General features: G+C 74.5%; 3 protein-coding genes. All 3 read right to left on the bottom strand.

Features of this window, described 5'->3' with window-relative positions; translation table 11 throughout:
- A partial coding sequence (locus tag NON22_RS22600; RefSeq protein WP_257389246.1) for a class I SAM-dependent methyltransferase occupies positions 1-237 on the bottom strand: 237 nt, incomplete at its 3' end.
- Positions 234-2,420: a glycosyltransferase gene (locus NON22_RS22595; protein WP_257389245.1), complete on the bottom strand. Its 2,187-nt coding sequence runs from the start codon at positions 2,418-2,420 to the stop codon at positions 234-236. The genes NON22_RS22600 and NON22_RS22595, both read right to left, overlap by 4 nt.
- The coding region (locus NON22_RS22590; protein WP_257389244.1) for a hypothetical protein at positions 2,417-2,991 on the bottom strand (575 nt) is incomplete at its 5' end. The genes NON22_RS22590 and NON22_RS22595, both read right to left, overlap by 4 nt.

Raw genomic sequence — 2,991 nt, 5'->3', positions numbered from 1 at the left:
GGCGTCGCGGCGCAGGCGCCGCAGCATCGGCAGCGAGCGGTCGGCGCCGACCGCGTCGACGCCGGCGGCCAGCAGCTCGAGCAGGATGCGTCCGGTGCCGCAGCCGAGCTCCAGCGCCGCGCCGCCCTGGCCGGCGCAGAACGCGCGATACCAGCCCACGTCGTCGAAGGCCATGCTGCGGCCCATGTCGGTGGCGTAGACGTCGGCGATCGCGTCGTAGGACCAGCGCGCGGTCATGGCGGATGCTCCGGAGTCAGTGAACGATAGACCTCGCGCTGGCGCTCGGCCATCGCGTCCCAGGTGTAGCGGTCGAGCCGCTCGGCGTCGGCGGTTTCGCGGCGGCGGCGCGCCGCGGCGTCGCGTAGCAGCGGCGCGATCGCCGCGGCCATGCCGGCGATGTCGTCGCCGCCGATCAGCGCCTGCAGGCCCGCGTCGGCGAAGCCGCGCATGCCGTCGGCGGTGCTCACGCAGACGCGGCCGGCCAGCAGCGATTCGATCAGCTTGACCGACGAGCCGCGGATGTCGACCTGCGGATTCAGGCTCAGGCTGCATTCGGCCAGGTGCGGCGTCGGGTCGACGAAGGCCGAAACGAGCTCGACGCCGGGCTGGCGCAGGCGCGCGTCCGCCGCGGCGATCGCGGCCGATTCGCTGCCGCCGAGGATGCGCAGGCGCAGGTCCGGAAATTCCGCGCGCAGCGCCGGCCAGGCCGTGTCGAGGAAGGCGAGGATGCCGTGCAGGTTCTGCGCGTAGCGGAACGGACCCATGAACAGCAGCAGGCCGTCGGGCGACGGCGTATAGCCGGCGCGCCGGTCCACCGCGCCGTTGCCGACGAGGCTCGCCGTCTGCGGCGCGAGCAGCGCGGCGTCCTCGGCCGAACACGCGACGACGGCGTCGTAGCGCGCGATCGCGGCGCGCTGGCGCACGTCGCCGTCGCCGCTGCCGAGGTAGACGTCGTGCAGGCACAGCAGCCAGCGCGCGCCGCCGTCGCCGCGGTCGGCGGCGAGTTCGGCGAGCTCCATGAATTCGACCTGCACGATGTCGGGCGCGAACCGCGCGATAGCCGCGGCGAGGCCGGCGCGCAGGCCTCGCCAGGCGTGCCGTTCGAGGCGCTGTTCGATGCTCAGCGGCGCCTCGCCGGCGCGGTCGCCGCGGCCTTCGAGCAGGTGCGCGCCGCGGAAGTGCTGCAGCCACGGCTCGCTGTCCGGGCCGTACAGCGAGGCTTCGTCGCCGAGCAGGAAGAAGTCGACATCGGCCGACAGCCGCGTGACGAGTTCGGCGACGCGCCGCGCGCCGCCGTGCGCCGGCGGAAACAGCGCGAACGGCGAGACCAGCAGCACGCGCGGCCGGCGCCGTTCGCTGCGCTGCGGCCCATACCAGCGGTCGCGCGTGATGCGCTCGAAGCGCAGGCCGTTGTGCCGCGCGCGCTCGGTGGCCAGGCGCGCGCGGAATGCGCGCCAGGCCAGGCCGGCGCCGCGCAGCTCGCGGCGCGAGGCCGCGTCGAGCAGGGACAGGCGCTGCAGGCTGCGCAGCCAGTGTCTGCGCGTCCAGCGGTGGCGCAGATCGAACAGCAGTTCGTTGCGGCGGATCACCCGCGCGACCTCGCTCTTGTCGTAATAGCGCCGCACCGTGCCGCGATGATGGTGATGAGCCTGCGACAGCGGGCAGAACACGAGCTCCCAGCCGTCGCTCCAGGCGCGCACGCCCCAGTCGGCGTCTTCCCAGTAGAACGGCGCGAAATCGCGCGAGCCGGCGACATAGCGGCGCAGCGCTTCGGTGCGGCACAGCGAGCTGCCGCCGCCGGGATACAGATTGCCGCGGGCCATGCGCGCCGCGCCGGGATCGCGCTCGTAGACCTCGGCGACATCGTGGTTCGGGTGGAAGTCGGACCAGCCGGTCTCCTCGCGCCGGCGCGCTGGATCGGTGAAGAAGATCTGCGAGGTCACCGAGAAGACGTGATCGTCGCGGTACGGCAGCAGCTGCGTCAGCGCGTCGGGCGCGAGACGCATGTCGCTGTTGAGCAGATAGGTCCAGCCGTGGCGCGCGGCGGCCAGTCCGGCCTCGACCGCGCCGTTGTAGCCGAGCGCGCGTTCGTGGAACTGCCAGTCGTAGCCGGGCCAGCGCCGCTGCAGCTCGGCATAGTCCTCGCGTGCGGCGCCGTTGACGACGACGACGACCTGCTGCGCCTCGGCCACGCCGGCCAGCGCGCGTTCGAGCGCGGCCAGGGTTTCGGCGAGCAGGTCCGGCGTGCCGCGCTCGGGCACGATCACGCTGATGCCGTGCACGCGCGCGCCGCGGGCGAGGCGCGGCGCTCCGGGCCGCAGGCGCGCGAGCAGATCGGCGCCGGCCAGCGCGGCGGCCAGCGGCAGATGCGGCAGCAGCCGCCATGCGTAGCCGGCGAGCCGGCGCAGGCGGCTCCTCACACCAGCCATTCCGCGGCCGGCAGGGTTTCGCCGCGGCGCGCCTGCGCGTACCAGCGCAGCGCCTGCTCGGCGAACATCGCGCACCAGACGTTGGGCTGCGGCGCGGCCACGTCGAGGCGGAACGGCAGGCGGCCGGCGTCGTCGACGCGGCCGGCGAGATTCGCGGCCAGCCGCTCGACCGCGGCGCCGTCGGCGTCGCCGCTGAGCAGCAGCACGCGCAAGGTCTGCGCGACGATGTCGCTGCGCGGCACGGACGAGTCTTCCGCTTCGGGCAGGTTGCCCTGCGCATCGGCCAGCGCGAGGCAGCGGCGCGCGAGCACGGCGACGGCGGCGCGGCAGTCGGGTTCGGCGACGAGCATGCCTTCGGCGAAATACAGGGTCGGGTGCAGCATGTCGAGTTTCAGCCCGGCGGCCGCGTCGCGATAGCCGGCGGCCAGGTCGCGGCAGGCCCGGTCCAGCGCCGCCGGCAGCGGCAGATGGCGCGCGGCCAGGCTGACGCGAGAGCTGGCCTTGACCTCGAACGGACCGCCGAGCGTCGACCAGCGCGGCGGCAGGCTCGCGCCGTCGTCCG

The organism is Tahibacter caeni (assembly GCF_024609805.1).
Lineage (GTDB): Bacteria > Pseudomonadota > Gammaproteobacteria > Xanthomonadales > Rhodanobacteraceae > Tahibacter > Tahibacter caeni.
Note: the sequence above shows the minus strand (reverse complement) of the source record. Positions and strands in the feature narration are given on the sequence as shown.